Annotated in this window: 14 protein-coding genes; 4 read left to right on the plus strand and 10 right to left on the minus strand. The window is 72.7% G+C overall.

Annotated elements, in window-relative coordinates; all coding sequences use genetic code 11:
• Positions 1–186 precede the first annotated feature (186 nt).
• The 3 genes from ettA to ACFY0P_RS16595 are packed head-to-tail and all read left to right on the plus strand — an operon-like array spanning position 187 to position 2,948.
• A complete protein-coding gene (ettA, locus tag ACFY0P_RS16585) occupies positions 187–1,851 on the plus strand; it encodes an energy-dependent translational throttle protein EttA (RefSeq protein ID WP_388912649.1) in 1,665 nt (554 codons plus the stop codon).
• A 6-nt stretch (positions 1,852–1,857) separates the two neighbouring features.
• Entirely contained in the window at positions 1,858–2,271 is a 414-nt protein-coding gene (locus ACFY0P_RS16590; RefSeq protein WP_388912652.1) for an acyl-CoA thioesterase, read from the plus strand.
• Positions 2,268–2,948 carry a hypothetical protein gene (locus ACFY0P_RS16595; RefSeq protein WP_388912655.1) on the plus strand — a complete coding sequence of 227 codons (681 nt, stop codon included), beginning with the start codon at positions 2,268–2,270 and terminating at the stop codon, positions 2,946–2,948. The genes ACFY0P_RS16590 and ACFY0P_RS16595 overlap by 4 nt, the downstream gene beginning before the upstream one ends.
• A gap of 13 nt (positions 2,949–2,961) precedes the next feature.
• Here ACFY0P_RS16595 and ACFY0P_RS16600 read toward each other — a convergent pair whose 3' ends face one another.
• Entirely contained in the window at positions 2,962–3,366 is a 405-nt protein-coding gene (locus ACFY0P_RS16600; protein WP_388912657.1) for a globin, read from the minus strand.
• Positions 3,367–3,490: 124 nt separating this feature from the next.
• On the opposite strand from ACFY0P_RS16600, the gene ACFY0P_RS16605 reads away from it, so the two are divergent.
• Positions 3,491–4,465: a methyltransferase domain-containing protein gene (locus ACFY0P_RS16605; protein ID WP_388912660.1), complete on the plus strand. Its 975-nt coding sequence runs from the start codon at positions 3,491–3,493 to the stop codon at positions 4,463–4,465.
• A 73-nt stretch (positions 4,466–4,538) separates the two neighbouring features.
• Here ACFY0P_RS16605 and ACFY0P_RS16610 read toward each other — a convergent pair whose 3' ends face one another.
• From ACFY0P_RS16610 to ACFY0P_RS16650, 9 genes are all read right to left on the minus strand, one after another.
• Positions 4,539–6,182 (minus strand): FHA domain-containing protein, encoded by a 1,644-nt coding sequence (locus tag ACFY0P_RS16610; protein WP_388912663.1) that lies wholly within the window; start codon positions 6,180–6,182, stop codon positions 4,539–4,541.
• A 68-nt stretch (positions 6,183–6,250) separates the two neighbouring features.
• Positions 6,251–7,627, minus strand: a complete 1,377-nt coding sequence (locus tag ACFY0P_RS16615) for a VWA domain-containing protein (RefSeq protein ID WP_388912666.1) — start codon at positions 7,625–7,627, stop codon at positions 6,251–6,253.
• 152 nt (positions 7,628–7,779) lie between these two features.
• Positions 7,780–9,168 carry a protein phosphatase 2C domain-containing protein gene (locus ACFY0P_RS16620; protein ID WP_388912669.1) on the minus strand — a complete coding sequence of 463 codons (1,389 nt, stop codon included), beginning with the start codon at positions 9,166–9,168 and terminating at the stop codon, positions 7,780–7,782.
• Positions 9,169–11,703, minus strand: a complete 2,535-nt coding sequence (locus ACFY0P_RS16625) for a tetratricopeptide repeat protein (protein ID WP_388912672.1) — start codon at positions 11,701–11,703, stop codon at positions 9,169–9,171. It lies immediately after the preceding gene.
• A gap of 3 nt (positions 11,704–11,706) precedes the next feature.
• Positions 11,707–13,032 (minus strand): hypothetical protein, encoded by a 1,326-nt coding sequence (locus ACFY0P_RS16630; protein WP_388912675.1) that lies wholly within the window; start codon positions 13,030–13,032, stop codon positions 11,707–11,709.
• Between the two features lie 50 nt (positions 13,033–13,082).
• Complete coding sequence (locus tag ACFY0P_RS16635; protein ID WP_388912678.1) at positions 13,083–14,123, minus strand: glutamate ABC transporter substrate-binding protein; 1,041 nt, start codon at positions 14,121–14,123, stop codon at positions 13,083–13,085.
• Positions 14,124–14,137: 14 nt separating this feature from the next.
• The gene (locus tag ACFY0P_RS16640) at positions 14,138–15,553 is read right to left on the minus strand and encodes a hypothetical protein (protein WP_388912680.1); all 1,416 of its coding nucleotides are present in this window, start codon (positions 15,551–15,553) and stop codon (positions 14,138–14,140) included.
• A 304-nt stretch (positions 15,554–15,857) separates the two neighbouring features.
• The gene (locus tag ACFY0P_RS16645; RefSeq protein ID WP_388912683.1) at positions 15,858–16,829 is read right to left on the minus strand and encodes an N-acetylglucosamine kinase; all 972 of its coding nucleotides are present in this window, start codon (positions 16,827–16,829) and stop codon (positions 15,858–15,860) included.
• The gene (locus tag ACFY0P_RS16650; RefSeq protein ID WP_388912686.1) at positions 16,820–18,088 is read right to left on the minus strand and encodes a 6-phospho-beta-glucosidase; all 1,269 of its coding nucleotides are present in this window, start codon (positions 18,086–18,088) and stop codon (positions 16,820–16,822) included. Before ACFY0P_RS16650 ends, ACFY0P_RS16645 begins: the two co-directional genes overlap by 10 nt.
• Positions 18,089–18,093 lie beyond the last annotated feature (5 nt).

Genomic DNA, 18,093 nt, shown 5'->3' on the forward strand with positions numbered 1-18,093 from the left:
TAGGCCCTCCGAGGCTCCATGAGGTCACCCGTCAGTGACCGACAGTGACTGGTCGGCCGTAGCGGCCATCGGCGAACCCCCAGGTCACAGCCCCCGGACCAAACGGGTTAACACCCGAGGCTGGACGTCAGGCAAGATGGGGTGTATCTGCCCACTGCCAGATTTCAAGCTGCCGGACGGTTTCTCTTGGCTGAGTTCATTTACACCATGCGCAAGACGCGCAAGGCGCACGGCGACAAGGTGATTCTCGATGATGTCACCCTGAACTTCCTGCCGGGGGCCAAGATCGGCGTCGTCGGTCCGAACGGTGCCGGTAAGTCGACCGTGCTGAAGATCATGGCGGGGATCGAGCAGCCGTCCAACGGCGACGCCTTCATCTCGCCCGGGTACAGCGTCGGTATCCTCATGCAGGAGCCCACGCTCACCGAGGACAAGACCGTCCTGGAGAACGTCCAGGAGGGTGTCGCCGAGATCAAGGGCAAGCTCGACCGGTTCAACGAGATCGCCGAGCTGATGGCCACCGACTACTCCGACGCGCTGCTCGACGAGATGGGCAAGCTGCAGGAGGAGCTGGACCACGCCAACGCGTGGGACCTCGACGCTCAGCTGGAGCAGGCCATGGACGCGCTGGGCTGCCCGCCCGGCGACTGGCCCGTCACCACCCTCTCCGGTGGTGAGAAGCGGCGTGTGGCGCTGTGCAAGCTGCTGCTGGAGGCCCCCGACCTGCTGCTGCTCGACGAGCCCACCAACCACCTCGACGCCGAGTCGGTGAACTGGCTGGAGCAGCACCTCGCCAAGTACGCCGGCACCGTCGTGGCCATCACCCACGACCGGTACTTCCTCGACAACGTCGCCGAGTGGATCCTCGAGCTCGACCGCGGGCGTGCCTACCCGTACGAGGGCAACTACTCCACCTACCTGGAGACCAAGGCAACCCGTCTCAAGGTCGAGGGTCAGAAGGACGCCAAGCGGCAGAAGCGGCTCAAGGAAGAGCTGGAGTGGGTGCGGTCGAACGCCAAGGGGCGGCAGGCCAAGTCCAAGGCCCGGCTCGCGCGGTACGAGGAGATGGCCGCCGAGGCCGACAAGATGCGGAAGCTGGACTTCGAGGAGATCCAGATCCCGCCGGGCCCGCGGCTGGGCAACGTCGTCGTCGAGGTCGACAAGCTGAACAAGGCCTTCGGGGAGAAGGTCCTCGTCGACGGGCTCTCGTTCACGCTGCCGCGGAACGGGATCGTCGGGGTCATCGGGCCGAACGGTGCCGGCAAGACGACGCTGTTCAAGATGATCCAGGGTCTCGAGACTCCGGACTCCGGTGACATCAAGGTCGGCGAGACCGTCAAGATCTCGTACGTCGACCAGGGGCGCGCCAACATCGACCCCAAGAAGACGCTGTGGGAGGTCGTGTCCGACGGGCTCGACTACATCAACGTCGGCCAGGTCGAGATGCCGTCGCGTGCGTATGTGTCGGCCTTCGGGTTCAAGGGTCCGGACCAGCAGAAGCCGGCCGGCATCCTCTCCGGCGGTGAGCGCAACCGCCTCAACCTCGCGCTCACCCTCAAGCAGGGCGGCAACCTGCTGCTCCTCGACGAGCCGACCAACGACCTCGACGTGGAGACGCTCTCCAGCCTGGAGAACGCGCTGCTGGAGTTCCCCGGCTGTGCGGTGGTCGTGTCCCACGACCGCTGGTTCCTCGACCGGGTGGCGACGCACATCCTCGCCTACGAGGGCGACTCCAAGTGGTTCTGGTTCGAGGGCAACTTCGAGTCGTACGAGAAGAACAAGATCGAGCGGCTGGGACCGGACGCCGCGCGTCCGCACCGTGCCACCTACAAGAAGCTGACCCGGGGCTGATCGAACTTGCGTCATCTCTACCGCTGCCCCCTGCGCTGGTCCGACATGGACGCGTACGGCCATGTCAACAACGCGGTCTTCATCCGCTACCTGGAGGAGGCCCGGATCGACTTCCTGTTCCGCCCGGACAAGGAGTTCAAGCAGGGGTCGGTGGTGGCGCGCCACGAGATCGACTACAAGCGGCAACTCGTCCACCGGCACCACCCGGTCGACATCGAGCTGTGGATCACCGAGATCAGGGCCGCGTCCTTCACCATCACCTACGAGGTGAAGGACGACGACCTGGTCTACGTACGGGCCTCGACGGTGGTCGTGCCGTTCGACTTCGACGCCGAGCGGCCGCGCCGGATCACCGCCGAGGAGCGGGACTTCCTGGAGGAGTACCGCGACGACGACAAGGAGGAGGCCGTCGCCGCATGACGGTGCTCCACCTCGCTGACGACGGGGAGGCGGCGGACCTCGCCGCCTTCCTCTCCCGGCTGCTCCGCTACGACCGCTCGGCCGCGGTGCGGCTGCAGGCGGCCGGCACCGCGCTCGCCGTCTTCGGGCGGCCGCCCTCCTTCGAGGTGCTGGCGATCCGCGCGGTGCGGCTCGCCAAGCCGTACGAGGACGGGCTGGACGTCACCCTCGACGTGACCGTGTCGGCGGGCGAGCTGCTGGAGTCGGTGGACGAGCAGGCCGCCACGGCCACCGTCCCGAAGGCGGTGACCGGACCGCCGTGGGCCGGCGTGCTGCCGCCGCGGGGCGGCTGGCGGGCCGAGCCGGGGCTGCCCGCGCCGCGGGCGCTGCGCGCCACCGTCACCGCCGCGGTCGGTGAATTCCGGGCCCGTACCGAGGAGTTGGCCCCGGAGGGTCGTACCCGCGCCGAACTCGACCGGATCGGGCGGGACATCTGGTCCCGGACGGTCGGCGGCACCCGGCTGCCGGTCCGGGCCGTGCACGCGGCGCAGTCACTGGGCTTCCTGCGGCCGGGCGACGAGCCCGGCGACGAGGCCGTCCTGCTCTCGGCGGGGGCCTGGCTGCGGCTGCGGACCCCGTTCGGGTCGATCGCCGTGCGGCGGGCGGGACTCGGGGCGCTGGACGTCAGCGTCCGCTGAGCGCCTACGGCGGTCAGTCGGGGGTGTTGACCATCGAGGCGGCCGCGTAGGTGAGGTAGTTCCAGAGCTGTTCGCGGTGCTCCTCGGAGAGGCCGAGCTCGTCCACGGCCACCCGCATGTGCCGCAGCCAGGCGTCGTGCGCCGCCCGGTCCACGGTGAACGGCGCGTGCCGCATCCGCAGCCGGGGGTGACCGCGGTTGTCGCTGTACGTCGTGGGACCGCCCCAGTACTGGATGAGGAACAGGGTGAGCCGCTCCTCGGCCGGCCCCAGGTCCTCCTCGGGGTACATCGCCCGCAGGGCCGGGTCCTCGGCGACGCCCTCGTAGAAACGGTGGACGAGCCGACGGAAGGTCTCCTCCCCGCCGACCTGCTCGTAGAAGGTCTTCTCCTGAAGCGTGCCGCGCCGAATCTCTCTCACCCGTACATGGTCTCAGACGGGACGGACCAGGACTCAAGGCTTAGGACTCCGGAGGAGACCCGAGGACACCCGAGGAACACCCGAGGACACCGGGCAGGGCGGGGCACGCGCCTAGGGTGGAGACATGGCCGCCTACGACAGCGAGACCGAGGGGCTCGCCGCCGCGGCGCGGGCCGCGCTGGTGCGGGAGATCGACGCCGAGGGGGTCTGGGCGGCGGAGCCGGTGTGGCGGGAGGCGTTCGCCGAGGTGCCCCGGCACCTGTTCGTGCCCTACTACTACGTCGCCGGGACGCGCGGCTACGAGCGCCGGTGGGGCGAGAGCCCGGATCCGGCGGCCCGGGAACGGTGGGTGCGCGGCGCCTACGAGGACGTACCGCTGGCCACCCGGCTGCGCGACGGCGAGCTGCTCTCCTCCAGCAGCCAGCCCTCGCTGATGGCACGGATGCTGGTCGCGCTGGGGGTGGCGGACGGCGACCGGGTCCTGGAGATCGGTGCGGGGACCGGGTACAACGCGGCGCTGCTGGCGCACCGGCTGGGCGACGACGACCTCGTCACCACCGTCGACGTGGAGCCGGAGATCACCGAGTCCGCGCGGCGGCACCTGGCCGCGGCGGGGTACCGGCCGGCGGTGGTCACGGGGGACGGGGCGCGGGGGGTGCCGGAGCGGGCGCCCTTCGACCGGATCATCGCGACGTGTGCGCTGCCGAGCGTGCCGCGGGCGTGGGTCGAGCAGTGCGCGGAGGGGGCGCGGATCCTCACGCCGGTCGCCACCGGGCTGCTGACGCTGACCGTGCGGGGAGGCGGCGCCGAGGGGAGGTTCCTGCCGTCGGCGGCGTTCTTCGTGCCGTTGCGGGGCGTGGAGAGGGTGCGGGCGGCGGGGGATGCGGGCGGGGTGCCGCCGGGGGCTCTGGGGGACGAACTGTTCCAGTTCTTCGCCGAGCTGACCCAGGGGGTGCTCGGTCCGCGGGAGGCCTATGAGGTCTGGGCGCGGGAGGGCATGCCCGGGCGGGAGCGGTTCGGGGTGAGCGTGGGGAAGGACGGGGAATGGGTGTGGCTGGACGACCGGGAGGGACCGTTCGTCTGGCCGCTCCCGGTCTGAGCACGGTTCTTCGGCTGCGCGGGCCGGTGGGGCCCCGTTCGCGCAGTTCCCCGCGCCCCTGGGCAGGGGATCCCTAGCCTCGTCGGACGGTGATCGTCGTCCAAGCCCCCACGTGCACCCGGTCGCCGTCCTGCAGCGGTACCGGGACGAAGGGCTGGATCGGCTCCTCGCCGCCGTTCACCGTGGTGCCGTTCGTCGAGTTCTGGTCGACGACGGCCCAGCCGCCGTCCGGCTGCTGGACCAGGACCGCGTGCTGGTGCGAGACGCCCGGGTCCTCCGGTGGCACCGACAGGTCGATGTCGGGGGTGTCGCCGGTGGAGTGCCGGCGGCGGCCGATGGTGACCTGGTTGCCGGTGAGCGTGCGCTGCTGCTCCGGGGAGTACGCGGGCAGGTTGAGGCCGGCCGCCTCCGGGCCGGAGCGCTGCATCATCGCCATGAAGTACTCGCGGTCCGGACCGATCGTCGCCGTCCAGGTCGCCGGACCCTGCGGGGCCTGCGGGAAGGCGGGCGGGGCCTGGGTGGCGCCGGGCTGCGGATAGCCGTAGCCACCGGGACGGGCGGGCGCGCCGGGGCCCGCCGGACCGCCGGCCGGTCCGGGCGGGGAGATCACCCAGTCGTCGTCACCGCCGCCGAAGGACGGGCCGCCGGCCGGCCGCCTGGTCTCCTGCGGGAAGCCGGGCGGCGCGGGCGGGGCCGACTGCTGGAAGGCGCCGGGAGCGCCACCGGTGGTCGTACCGGGGCCGCCGGGCGGCGGTGGAACCGGCGGCCGGGACGGGTCCGAGCCACCGAAGGGACCGGCGCCGGGACCGCCGGCGGGATCGCGGGTGTACGGGCCGGAGGCCTGGCCGGCGCCGGGAGGGCCACCGAAGGCGGACGCGCCGCCGGGGTTCTGGCCCGGGGCGCCGCCGAAGGGCGGGGGCGGAGAAGCAGGGCCGCGCTCGCCGCCGTAGGGCGGGGGAGCGGACTGGCCGCGGTCGCCGCCACCGAAGGCGGGCGGACCGGACTGGCCCGGGGCACCGCCGAACGCCGGAGGACCGGACTGGCCGCGGTCGCCGCCGAAGCCCGACGGGCCGGGCTGGCCACGGTCACCGCCGCCGAACGCGGGCGGACCCGACTGACCGCGGTCGCCGCCGCCGAAGCCGGACGGGCCGGAGGGACCCGACGGGCCGGACGGCGGTGCCGAGGGGCCGCGGTCGGTGCCGAAGGCGGACTGGCCGCCGCGCTCGCCCGCGAACGGCGTCGGGCCCGAGGGCTCGCTGCCGAAGGACGGGATCGGCTCGGCCGGACGGTTCACCTGCGAGGGGCGCGAACCCTGGTACTCGTACGAGTCGCCGCCGCCGAACGTCGGCGGGGCCGGCGGCCGGAAGGTGGGCGCGGCGGGACCGCCACCGGCCGGCGGGCGCGGGGCGGCCGGGGTGTACGAGGTGGCCGTGTTGGTCAGGAAGTTCCAGCGGCACTCCTCGCAGAACGGCGCACCGCCCTCACGGGGCGTACGGCACTGCGGGCACAGCTCCGGCTCGGCCGCGTTCGGCACGGCCGACAGATGGCGGCCGCCGCCCATCGGGCCACCGGCCGGGGCGCCGGGCGCGGGCGGCGGGAAGCCGTAGCCGCCGGCGGTCGGCGGGGGCGGCGGAGGTACGGCACCGGCCATGCGGTGACCGCACACCTCGCACCAGTCGTCGGAACCCGACTGGTGTCCGTTCGGGCAGGTCGGCATGGCGGGCTTCCCTCTCTGTCAGGATCGTCCTGAGCCTGTCTGGGTGGTCCTGCGTGTGGACTGTCAGGTCACTTCTTTACACGAACAGTCTTTGTGGACCGTGTCTCGAGAGTCATCTCGTCGGCCTCCTCGACCTTCGCCTTCAGTCGCACAGTACCTGTCGTGGCATCGACCACGTCCACCACCTTCGCAAGCAGTTTCGCAGTATCCGCGTTCCCGGAAGCGCTTGCCAACTGAACGGCCCGACCCAGTTTGGCCGTTGCCCCGTCCATATCGCCCGCTTTACGGAGGTCCAGCCCCTGTTGGATGGCTTGTGCCAGTTCGGCCTGGCCGGTGTAGTGGGCGACCTGGGGGTTGAGGGAGGTCGAGGCGACCATGTCGTCCGTCCACACGGCCCTGATCAGGCCCTGTGCTCCGAGGTTCTGGACGCTTCCTCCCCCGCTCCCGGCCGCGCTCGAGCCGGAGGTGCCCCCAGGCTGCGGAACGACCAACGACACGCGCGCGGCCAGCATTTCCTGGCCCAGGCCGGCCGTGGGGACCTCCACGCAGATGTGGTAGTCACGGGACTCGTCTCCCCACGATCCGGTCGGATAGTCCCCGGCACGCGGCCCCGCCTCGGTGCGCCGGTCGGTCAACGCCTCGACGGTGGGCGCCACTTGCTTGACGAACTTGATGGTCGTGCCGACCGGGGTCCACAGCCGCAGCGCGACGTCCGCGACCTCCTTGCCCATCGCCGTCTCCATCATCTGCGTGAAGTCGGCGGCCAGGCCCGTGGGGTCGGCGACTATGTCGGCGGTGCCGAGGAGCGCGGAGGCGATCCCTGTGACTTCTTTCACTTCCCAGTCGGTGCCGACACCGCGCGCGTCACAGGTGAACCGCCCGGCGCAGGAGTCCAGGGCGGCCTTGAGATCCTCCGGCGACTCGTGCTCGTTGCGGCCGTCGGTGAGCAGGATGCCGTGCCGGATGGTGACGTCCGCGGAGGACAGGAGCCGGTCGGCGAGCCGGAGCCAGGTGCCGATCGCCGTCCCGCCGCCCGCGCTGAGCCTGCGCAGCGCCTGCTTGGCCTGCTCCCGGGTGGAGCGGTCGGCCACCGCGAGCCGGCCGCCGCCGGGGTAGACCTCCTTGGCCACGTGCGTGCCGCCGATCACCGCGAAGTGGGTGCCGTCGCGCAGGGTGTCGACCGCGGCGGCCGTGGCGTCCCGGGCGTTGCGCATCTTGGTGGGCGGGTAGTCCATCGACCCCGAGCAGTCGACCATGATCGCGACCCCGGCGGCGGGCCCCTGCCCGGGGGCGTACGACGCCCCGACCGCGGTCCCGACGGTGCCGCCGCCGGTCGCCGTCACCGTGACGATCGCGTTGACCTCGCGGCCGCCCTCCGGTAGGTACTCGTTCTGGTACACGTCCACCGAGAACTGCGGCACGCTCGATTTCGAGAAATTGGCCATGACTGCTCTGGTCCCCCTCCACCCCACGCGTGGTGGGTGCTGACGGTGTGCGGACCGGTCCCCTCCGGTCCGCCGGTGCTTCCCCGTACGTCTTACGCCGTACGCCTCGTTCCCCGTGCGTCTCTCCCGTTTGCGGCCGTTTTGCGGCGGCCTCAGGCGGATCCTGCCCCCTGCGGCGGTTCCGGGAACGGCAGCAGCGCCACTGTTACGTTGTCGTGGCCCCCGCCGTCCAGGGCGTGGCCGACCAGCACCCGGGCCGCGTGCAGCGGCCGTACGTCCGCGTCGGCGGGGACGATCTCGGCCATCTCCTCGGCCGTCTCCGCGTAGTTCCACAGGCCGTCGGTGCACACCACCACCACGCCGGGCCGGTCCGGCTTGAAGGACGCGGTGTGCGGCTCCAGTTCGTAGGCGTCCGCGCCGAGCCAGCCGGTGATCGCGTGGGCGCGCTCGTCGGCGTAGGCCTCCGCCTCGCTCATCAGGCCCGCGGCGACCATCTGCGCGGCCCAGGAGTCGTCCTCGGTGAGCCGGGCCGCCGGTGCGCTCCGGTCCACCGGTACCCAGTAGACGCGGCTGTCGCCGACCCAGCCGACCACCAGCAGACCCGAGGCCACGATCGAGGCGACGATCGTGCACGCCGGGGCGTTCTGGTGCGGGGTGTGCTCACGGGCCGAGGGGGGCTCCTCCGCGAGGGCGTTGACGGCCTGGGAGGCGGCGACGATCGCGTCGTGCAGCGCCGCCTGCGGATGGGTGCCCTGCGGCAGCGCGGCCAGCAGGGCCTCGATCGCGGCCCGGGAGGCGGCCATGGAGGCCTCGTCGGGACGGGTCGCCGAGGAGACGCCGTCACAGACGACCGCCAGCGCGGCCGGGGCGCCGTCGGGCAGCGTGGTGTGGCCGACGGCGAACGCGTCCTCGTTGCGGTGGTGGCGCAGCCCGCGGTCGCTGACGGCGGCCACCGGGCCCGACTCCTGCTCCATGTGGTCACGCTCGCGCGGCTGGGCGTGCCCGCAGTTCTCGCAGTAGCCGTCGTCGTCGACCCGGCCCGCGCGGCACGCCACGCACACCTTCGGCAGCTCGGTGGTCTCGGCCGACTCGGCGGCGGAGGCGGCCACCCGCGGGTCCGGCGCCTGGAGCGGGTACTCGTCCGGCTCCGGCGGCCGGTCGAACCGCACCCCGGAGGCCGGCGACACCGGCGAACCGTGCGGCGGCTGGGAGGCCGGCGAGGCGTGCGGCGCCGGGGAGGCAGGCGAGCCGTGCGGTGACTCGGGCAGCGGCTTGCCGCCCGAGTCGGTGCCGGGCAGGTCGGTCGGCAGATGCGGTGCCGCGGGCGTACCGGAACTCTCCGGCTCGGGCGGGGGCCAGTCCACGCCCGAGGATCCCACACCGGCGGCGCCCATGGTGAGGGTCGGGTGGTCCTGCGGCGCGGCGGGCACGGCCGACAGGTCGTACCCGCACGCGCCGCAGAACAGGTCACCCGATTCGAGCGGCTCCGCGCAGCTCGGGCACTTCGCCGGTGCGGCCTGCTGGGGCATCTGCGACATCAACTACACCCACGTCCGGGGGCGGTAACGGTTGGCCCGTTCCACCAGGTCGATCCTCTCCTCACCGCCGGTCGCCAGTCTGGCCAGCGTGCGGTACGAGCGTTCCAGGCCGAAGCGGAGGCCCCGCTCGTCCAGACCGCTGCCCAGCAGCACCCGGCCGCCGACAGTGGGCTGGGAGTCCTGGCCCCCGGAGAGTATCCAGTCCAGCGCGCAGCCGAGGACTTCCGCCGCCAACTGCTCGCGCCGGGCCGGATCCAGACCGTACGCGTCCAGCGCCTCGATCTGCCCGGCGGCGGCCGTCAGGTCGTCCAGGAACGGCGTGTCGTCGGCCGCCGCGGTCCGGTGCCGCAGCCGCGCCCGTACGGCCGCCACCCGGGCCGCCGTGTAGTGGATCGAGGCCTCCGGCACCGACTCCAGAGTCCGGACGGCACCCAGCCGGTCCCCGGCCGCCAGCTGCACCCGGCCCAGGCCGAACGCGGAGCTGACGAAGCCCGGGTCGGTCGCCCACACCAGCCGGTAGTACTCGGCCGCGTTGTCCAGCTGGCCCAGCACCTCCGCGCACAGGCCGAGCGCCAGCTTCGGCGCGGTCTCCCCGGGGAAGGCGTCGTAGATCGCGTCGAAGGAGAGCGCCGCGCCCTCGAAGTCGCCGGTGACCAGGCCGGCCACGCCCCGGCACCAGACCACCCGCCAGTCGTCGGGCCGCTCGTCCTCCAGCCGGCCGAGGCTCACCTGCGCGGCCTCGAAGTCGCCGTTCTCCAGCCGGGCGCGGACCTGCCGCAGCTCGGTCTCCACCGTCTGCGTCGGGGCCGCGGCCAGCGCGCTGAGCAGGCTGACCTCGCCGACCAGCGAGGTCGACAGGCCGGCCAGGAAACCGGCGTTCGGGTCGCTCTGGTCGACCAGCGGGACCGGCAGGGCGAGCGCGGCGGCGGCGGTGTCGATGGGCCTGACCAGGGCCGGGTCGGCCGGGGCCGCGACCGGTCCCGGCGGGTCCAGCGCGAGCGATCTGGAGGCCACCGTCCGCGCGCCCAGCCGGGACACGTCCCCGTCCAGCTTCGGGAACAGCTCGGTGTCCGTGACCTTCACCTCGGGCCCGAACAGCGTGGACAGCGCGGGCCGGGCGGTGCCGGTCTGCACCGAGACGACCTCGCGCAGCACGCCGGTCAGCTGCTCGGCCATCTCCTGCGCGGAGGCGAACCGGCGGGCCGGGTCGGGGTCGGTGGCCCGGACCAGCAGCCGGTAGAACGACTCGTACTGCCGGAAGACCTCGATGTTGTCCGGGTCGGGCAGCGAGTCCACGAAGACCGTCGTGTAGCCCTGGAAGTCGAAGGTGAGGACGGCGAGGGTACGGCCGACCGTGTACAGGTCGGAGGCGACGGACGGGCCGACCTCGGCCACCTCGGGCGCCTGGTAGCCGACCGTGCCGTAGATGGCCGACTCCTCGTCGTCCATGCGGCGCACCGCGCCCATGTCGATCAGCTTGAGCTGGTCCTCGGTCTGGATGGCGTTGTCGACCTTGAAGTCGCAGTAGAGCAGGTTGCGGCTGTGCAGGTGGCCGAGGGCCTCAAGGGCCTCGATGCCATAGGCGCAGGCCTGCTCCACCGGGAGCGGGTCGCGGCGGCCCTCCGGGGTACGGCGGTCGTTGGCGATCTCCTTCAGGGACTTGCCGCCGACGTACTCCATGACGATGTAGCCGTCGAGGGAGCCGGTGCGCTGGTCGAGGTGCTCGACGAAGTTGTAGATCCGCACGATGTTGGCGTGCTCGATCTCCGCGAGGAACCGCCGCTCGGAGATGGCCGCGGCCATCGCGTCCTGGTCGCCGGTGTCCAGCAGGCCCTTGAGGACCACCCAGCGGTCGGAGACGGCCCGGTCCACCGCGAGGTAGATCCAGCCCAGGCCGCCGTGCGCGAGACAGCCCACGACCTCGTACTGGCCGTGCACCACGTCGCCACCCTTGAGCTTGGGCACGAACGAGTACGGGTTGCCGCACTTGGTGCAGAAGCCCTCGGTCCGGCCCGGCCGCTCCCCGCGGGCCCGCCCGACCGGCGCCCCGCAGTCCGCCCGCGAGCAGAACCGCTTGCGCTCCGGCACCTCGGGGTTCTCCAGGACCATCTCGCGCGGGTCCGGCTTCGGCACCTGCGGCACCGTGACCAGACCGGCGCCCAGCCGGCTGCGCCCCGACGTGCTCGCCGAGGAACCCGAGCTGCGCACCGACACCGAACGGCCCGTCGACCTGCCCGACAGGGACCGCGACAGCCGCCCGGAGACCGAGCGCCGCGACTTCGACGACTGGGACGACGTACGCGAACTGCTCCGGCTGCTGCGGCTGCTGGACCCCGAACTCCCGCTGCCCGCCGAGCCCTTGCCGCCGGCCGTGATCCCGGTGGGCGGCGAGCCGACCATCCCTCCCTCAGAGGGGGGACCCCCAGCCGACACGACCGGAGCCAGACCGCAGGTGTCGCAGTACAGCTCACCGCCGCCGACGTCCTCGTACGACCCCTCACAGCCCGGCCGCTGGCAGCTCTCTCCCGCCTGACTCACGGCTTACTCCCCCCTCCGGTCCTCGGGCCCGCCCTGCTGCGGCACCCGCGGCGCCCCCAGCGCCTCGGCCACCGACTGCTGGTAGCGCAGCACCGCCTGCTCCGCGACCCTCAGATCGCAGGGCGCACTCCACAGCATCCGCCGCGCCGCGTCGTACCGCTCGATCAGGAACGGGTCCTCCGCCAGCCCGTGCCGGGCCACCTTCGCCTTGTACGCGTCCAGCCGGCCGCGCAGCTCCGCGCGCACCGCGAGCGGCGCGGTGACCGCCGTCAACGACTCACGGGCCCGCAGCAGTTCGTCCTCCGCCTTCTGCTCCAGGGACTCGAGCAGCGGCGACAGGCGGTGCCACTGGGCCCCCCGGCGGTACTCGGCGGCCGTCGCCAGCTGCTCCTGCAGCACGGTCGGCGGGCCGCTGACCACCGGCACCTCGGTCGCCGCGATCTTCGCCAGCACCTCACCGCGCGCGGTGCGGGCCTCGGCGAGGGTGCGGTCCGCGCGGGACAGCACGTCCCGCAGCTTGATCAGCCGGGCCTCGGCGTCCTGCCGTACCGTCAGCACGGCGTCGATCTCCCGCCGCACCTCCTCCAGTGCCTGCGCCTCCCGGTCGTACACCGTGGTGTCGGGACGGCCGCCGCCGGGCGCCGAACTCCCCGGCGCAGGAACCCAGAACGCCAGCGGATCGGAGACCACGTCCTCGCGGAGCTTCGTCAGCGTGCGGGTGATCCGCTCCAGGTCGTCGCCGGCCGGGTGCTCGCCGGGGCGCACGCCGACGGAGTGCGCCAGCTTGCGGGTGCGCTGCAGCTCGGCGGCGAGTAAATCGATCCGCGCGGGCAGCGCCGACCACACCGCGTCGGCGGTGACGACCATGTCCAGCGAGGTCGCGTACAGCTCGTTCATCCGGTCGACCAGGCCCGCCAGCGAGAACCGCTCGCTGAGCCGGCCGGCCGCCGACAGCAGGGTCGGCGCGTTCGCCGTCGCGGTCGCGCTGCCCGCCACGGTCACGGACTCGCCGCGCAGCAGCTCGGTCAGCTCCACCAGGTCCTCACGGCTGGACCAGCGGCGCCGGGCCCTGATCTCGCGGGCGGAGCGCAACGCGTCCGTGTAGGCGTCGAAATAGGCCCACAGCAGGGTGATCGAGGCCTCGGCGGCCGTCCACCGCTCCCGCGTCGTCCCGGTCAGCTCGGCGCCTTCGAGGAGTCTGCGGCCCGCGTGGTCCTGCAGGGCGAGCAGCGAGGTCTCGATCGCCTCGTGCTCCGCGCCGAGCCGCGCCAGCGCACGGTCCACCTCGTCCCGGTCCATCACCGGCCCGGCGGGGTCCGTGACGCCCATCGATCACCTCTCGCTTGCTTCTCGTCGGGGCTGGGCCTCGCGGATGCGGGTCAGCTGGTGCGCAGGTACTGCGGCGCGGGTGGTTTCGACGCCGTCGAGTGCGCTCCCAGTGTCGCCGACAGCCACCTGTCGTACGACGCCTGCCAGCCCCCGTCGGACCGGTACTCCACCAGGATCTGGTTGACCCGGCGCACCAGATCGGTCGCGTTCTTCTTCATCGCCACCCCGTAGTACTCGGTCGTGAAGGCGGCGCCCTTGAGCTCGACCGTCGGGTCCTGGGCGGCCTGGCTGGCGGCCAGCGCGCCGTCGGTGACCACCGCGTCGACCTCGCCGAGCTGCAACCGCACCAGGCAGTCGAGCTGGTTGGGGACGACGGTGACCTTGACCGAGGAGGGCAGCCGGCCGGACCCCTTGTCGGCGGTCACGTCGTCGTACGCCGTCGAACTGGCGGCCGTGCACACCCTCTTGTTCGCGAGCGTCGCGTCGTACCCCTTGATCGACGACGACTTGGGCGCCAGCACCTGCTGCCCGGTCTTGAAGTACGGCGCCGAGAACGCGACGTCGTCCAGGCGCTCGCAGGTGATGGTCATCGTGCGCACCACCATGTCGACCCGGTCGTTCTGGATCGCCGGTATCCGCTGGCTGGTCGGAATCGCCTTGAACGTCACGGCGCCGGGGTCACCGAGGATCTCCTGGGCGATCTTGTGCACCAGGTCGATGTCGAACCCCTCCAGGTCCGCACTCGAGTTGTTCGGGTTGCGGTAGCCCCAGCGGTAGCTGTTCTGGTCGACGCCGACGATCAGCTTCCGCTTGTCGCCCTTACGGGCCTTGATGGCGTCGATCGTCCCGCCGTCGGCGCTCGACGGCGACCAGGTGTCGTTCTGCGCCTGGGAGTCGACGCAGCTGCCGGCCTTCGCCGGGCTGCCGGTGGCCAGCCCCGGACCGCCGAGCCCGACGCCCCCACCGCCCCCGCCACGGGACTGGGTGAGGGGCAGCAGCAGGGCGAACGCCAGCGCCAGTACGCAGCCGACCGCCATCGCGCCCACCCCGCCCCAGCCGCGCAGGGAGGCCCTCATCCGCTGCGAGAACATGGCCACGCCCCCTCTCACCGGTACTCCGAAAGCCTGCGTCCGATACCGAACAGCGCGCCCGCCGCCGCCGCGACCCCCAGCATGGCAGCGCCGATCGGCAGCCCGGCCATGGCGTCCAGCCCGTCCGTGGCCCGCTCCTTGAACTCGCCGTCCTCATGGGCCAGCGCGACTCTCAGGTTGTCGTCGACGCTGTCGAAGCACTCGGCGGTCGCGTCCTTGGCGCCTATCACCTTGTCCAGCGCCGTCTGGTAGTCGCCGTTCTCGTCGGCGTCGCGCGCGACGGCGTGCCGTTCCTTCCACACCTTCATGTTCCCCTCGGCCGCCACGACCGGCTTGCTGCCGGCCGAGTCGTCCGCGAGTGCCGCGGCCAGGGTGAGGCCCTTGCCGAGGGCGGTCATCTCCTTGTCGAAGTCGTAGTAGTACTTGTCGTACGACTTCTTGTCGACGGTGATGGTCTCGGCGCCGCGCGACACCAGGCTCAGGTTCTCGTTCCCGCGCGCCTTCAGGGAGGCGATCCTGGCGTCGTGCAGCACGTTCAGCGAGCGCACGCCGTGGTCGTAGGAGCTGTCCAGACCGGCTCGGGCGAGGGTGTGACCGACGACCAGCCACAGCAGGGTGACGACGGTGGCCGCCGAGGCCGCGACCAGGCCGTGGTTCAGCAGCCGGTTCGTCCGGCGGTAGTGGCGCAGCTGGGCCCAGCCGAGCGCGGCGAGCGCGAGGAGGCCGAGGACGATGGCCGCCCACGGGTACGGGGTCGCGTCCGAGTAGTCGGACGACAGCCGCGCGTTCTCCTTCTCGTAGAGCTCCTGGGCCGCCGGGAGCATCTCGTCCTGCATCTTGTCGTTGGCGTACCGCAGGTAGGCGCCGCCGACCGGGTAGCCCTGCCGGTTGTAGACCCTGGCCCGCTCGATGAGCCCCTTGTACTCCGGGAGCAGTTGGTTCAGCTTCGCCACGGCCTTCTCGGCGGGCGAGCCGGGCTCGGAGTTCGCGGCGGCGTTGACCAGCCCGGCGGCGGCCTTCTGGATGTCGGTCTCGTACGTCTGGCGGGAGGCGGCCGTCTCCTGACCGCCCGCCAGAAAGCCGCTGGAGGCCGCGGTGTTGGCGTCCGCCAGGTAACGGTAGATGTCGGCCGCGCCGGAGCTGAGCGGCTGGCTGCGGTGCAGCACGTCGTCCGCGGCGGCCGCGCGCTCGCTCATCTGCCAGGCGGTGACGGCGCCGAACGCGACGATCAGTACGGCCAGGACGGCGCCGATCACCCGGAGCCGGCCGGGCTCGGTGGTGGCGGCGGTGCGGAGCCGGTCGACGCCTTCGGCGAACGCGGTGCGGCGGCGCGAGGGCGCCGCCGCGGGCGTGGGGGAGCCGGTCCGCTGCGCGGGCAGGGCCGCGCCTGCGCCTGGCGGTGCCGCGCTCTTCGTCGGCGGGTGTGTCACGTGACCTCCCCCATGGTCATCCGGTCGCCGCCCAGTATCGCCGCCCGGACTGACATTCGGCACCGGCCTTCACTGGATCTTGATCGGATCGCAGCGGAACCCCTGCCCATGAATACGCCGGGGGAATCGGTTCGGTTCCGGAGGGGTGGTGACGGTGCGTTCCGGGGCGCGGGTGCGTGGGGGCTGGCCGCGCAGTTCCCCGCGCCCCTTCAGGTTTCTTCAGCCGCGGGCAGTCGTGCCGCGAAGGCTGGGGGAGGCACCCTGCGAGCGCCGGTAAGCGTCCCCACCCCCGCCCCACCCACCGTCACCCCTCGAAGTACCGCCGCACCCTCTCCTGCACAGCCACCCCCGCCCCGACCACGTCCAGCCCCAGCAGGGCAGCGCCCAGCACCGGCCGCGCCGTCACCACCCTCGGTACCGCCTTCGGCGCCCGCGCCGCCAGCAACTCGCGCACGCCGTCGTCGAGTTGCGGATGCCCGCCGGCCAGCACCCCGCCCCCCAGCAGCACCGGCGTCTCCTCGTCCAGGAGCTCGAGGCGGGTCAGCGCGACCATCGCCATGGCCACCACCTCCTGCGCCAGCCGGTCCACGACCGCCCGGGCGACCGGGTCGCCGTCGGCCGCCGTCGCGAACAGCACCGGCGTCAGCTCGTGCCGCCGGGCGGGCTCGACCTCCTCCCGGTGCAGGGCCTCGATCAGCGCCAGCATGCTGTCGTACCCGAAGTACGCCGGGAGCGCGCGGGCCAGCGCCGTACCCTCCCCGCGGCCGTCCTCCGCGCGTGCCGCGTGCCACAGGGCCTCCTCCGCCAGCCCCCAACCGCCGCCCCAGTCACCGGAGATGCGGCCCAGGGCGGGGAAGCGGGCGGTGCGGCCGTCGGGGCGCATGCCGACGCAGTTGATGCCGGCGCCGCAGACGACGGCGACCCCGCGCGGCTCGGTGACACCGGCCCGGAGGATCGCGAAGGTGTCGTTGCGGACCTCCACCGTCGCCCCCCACGCGCGCGTGGCCAGCGCGGCGGCCAACTGCTCCTCCTCGAAGGGGAAGTCGGCGTTGGCCAGGCAGGCCGAGACGTGGGCGGCCGAGGAGACGCCGGCGGCGCCGTACGCCTCGGCGACCGCCGTGGCCACCTCGTCCACGGCCTGCTCCACGCCCACCACCGGCGGCCGGAAGCCGCCGGCCCGGGCCGTGGCGAGGACCTCGCCGTCCGCCGCCACCACCGCGACGTCGGTCTTGCTGTTGCCCGCGTCGATGGCGAGGACACTTGCGGTCAGGCCCACGCGAGGTGCTCCCGGTTGTGCGCGATCAGTCGGTCGGTCAGGGCGTCGGCGTACTCGTACTGGCCGACCAGGGGGTGGGAGAGCAGCGCCCGGAAGACACGGTCCCGGCCGCCGCGCAGGGCCGCCTCCAGGGCCAGCTCCTCGTACGCCGTCACGTTCGCGACGAGCCCGGCGAAGAGCGGGTCGACGTCCGGGACGGGCAGGGGCCTCGGGCCGGCCGGGCCCACCGCCGCCTGGACCTCGATCACCGCGTCGTCGGGGAGGAAGGGCAGTGTGCCGCCGTTGTACGTGTTGACCACCTGGTACGGGTTCCCGGTGCTGCCGAGCAGCGCCGCGGCCAGGTCGACCGCCGCCTCCGAGTAGTAGGCGCCGCCCCGCCTGGCGAGCAGCTCCGGCTTCTCGTCCAGGGCCGGGTCGCCGTACATCTCCAGCAACTGCTTCTCCATCGCGGCGACTTCCGCGGCCCGGGACGGCTTGGTGCGCAGCTCCCGCACCACCTCGTCGTGGGCGTAGTAGTAGCGCAGGTAGTAGGACGGGATGACGCCGCCCAGGCGGTCGAGGAGGGCCGTCGGCAGCTTCAGGTCGGCGGCGATCGTGTCGCCGTGCTCCCCGAGCAGCTTGGGCAGGACGTTCTCGCCCTCGGGGCCGCCGAGGCGGACCGCCGTCTCCCAGGTGAGGTGGTTGAGGCCGAGGTGGTCCAGGTGGATCTCGGACGGCGTGACACCCAGCAGGTTCGCGAACTTCCGCTGGAAGCCGATCGCCACGTTGCACAGCCCGACCGCCTTGTGGCCGGCCTGGAGCAGGGCGCGGGTCACGATCCCCACCGGGTTGGTGAAGTCGATGATCCAGGCGTTCGGGTTGGTGCGGCGGACGCGTTCGGCGATGTCCAGGACGACGGGGACCGTGCGCAGGGCCTTCGCCAGGCCGCCGGCGCCGGTGGTCTCCTGGCCGATGCAGCCGCACTCCAGCGGCCAGGTCTCGTCCTGCTGCCGGGCGGCCTGGCCGCCGACGCGCAGCTGGAGCAGCACCGCGTCGGCGCCCTCGACGCCCGCGTCCAGGTCCGAGGTGGTGACGATACGGCCGTTGTGGCCCTGCTTGGCGAAGATCCGGCGGGCCAGTCCGCCCACCAGTTCCAGGCGTTCGGCGGCCGGGTCCACGAGGACCAGTTCCTCGATGGGCAGGGTGTCCCGCAGCCGCGCGAAGCCGTCGATGAGTTCGGGGGTGTAGGTCGAGCCTCCGCCGACCACGGTGAGTTTCATGCTTG

This window comes from Streptomyces sp. NPDC001714 (genome assembly GCF_042892755.1).
Lineage (GTDB): Bacteria > Actinomycetota > Actinomycetes > Streptomycetales > Streptomycetaceae > Streptomyces.